The 1111-nt window shown below is 45.6% G+C and carries 1 protein-coding gene; it reads right to left on the bottom strand.

All coding sequences use genetic code 11. From position 1 onward, the window contains the following. Positions 1 to 18 precede the first annotated feature (18 nt). Positions 19 to 1111 (bottom strand): IS3 family transposase gene (locus ACFO3S_RS27885; protein ID WP_378103042.1). Its coding sequence is split into 2 segments (ribosomal slippage), with 1094 coding nucleotides annotated over them: positions 19 to 890 and positions 890 to 1111; the frame shifts between segments, so codons are not numbered across the junction. This gene is flagged as partial in the annotation.

Consider the following 1111-nt stretch of genomic DNA (forward strand, 5'->3'; position numbering starts at 1 on the left):
TGGATTGTCAACAGTAAATCAGACAATTTTTTTAAGGGCTTCTTGTCGGTACTGAACAGGCGTCATATAGCCTAAGGTGCCATGGATGCGATGCTTGTTGAACCAATTCACATAGTCATCTAATTCCAATTCCAAATGACGGAGACTCTGGAAGGTCATTTGGTTTACAAACTCTGTTTTCATGATTTTATAGGTGGCTTCAGCCACCGCATTGTCGTAGGGACAGCCTTTCATACTCAGAGACCGACCGATTTTAAACGTCCCCAGGAGCTCGTCCATCTTATGATTCTTGAACTCGCTGCCACGGTCGGTATGGAACCATTGAATCTTGGATAGATCACCCTTAACGGTCGCGAAGGCGCGTGTAATCAGAGCAGCGTCCTTGTTCGGACCTGCACTTTGGCCAATGATTTCTCGATTAAACAGATCCACCAGTATACAAATGTAATGCCATCTGTTCTGAACTTTCACATACGTCAAATCACTGACGACGAAGCGTTTAGCTTCCGTTTGATCAAACTCTCTCTTTAGAACATTAGTTGTCATCGCTTCGTTACAGGACGATTTCTGGGGCTTATATTGCGCCACCGTGTAAGTGGAGACGAGCCCTTGCTCTTTCATGATGCGGCCAATGCGTCGTCTAGAGATGATGAATCCGCGCTCGTGGAGCTTCACTTTGAGTTTGCGTGTGCCATAAGCTTTTCGGTTCTTGAGAAAGATATCCACAATAGCTTCAGTGACATCATCTTCAGCAGCTCGTTCTTGAGCGTCATAATAATAGGTACTTCTTGCGATTTGCAGGACGTCGCACATTGCTGATACCGAGTATTTATCACGGTTGTTCTGGATGATAGCTACTTTCGTCCCATGATCAGCGCGGCTTGCTTTAAAATATCAACCTCCATCTTCAGGCGCTGGTTCTCCTTTCGCAAAGCAATCAGTTCCTCTTCTTCTGACGAGCGATTGTCCTTCTCCTTGAAGGAGCCCGTTGTCTGGGATTGGCTGATCCAGCGGTCTAAAGCAGAAGCTGTGAGGTCATATTCCTCCACAATTGCTGCTCTGGTCTTCCCATTTTCATAGAGCTGTACCATCTGTTTTTTAAATTCAGTTG

The organism is Cohnella hongkongensis, from assembly GCF_042654645.1.
Lineage (GTDB): Bacteria > Bacillota > Bacilli > Paenibacillales > Paenibacillaceae > Cohnella > Cohnella hongkongensis.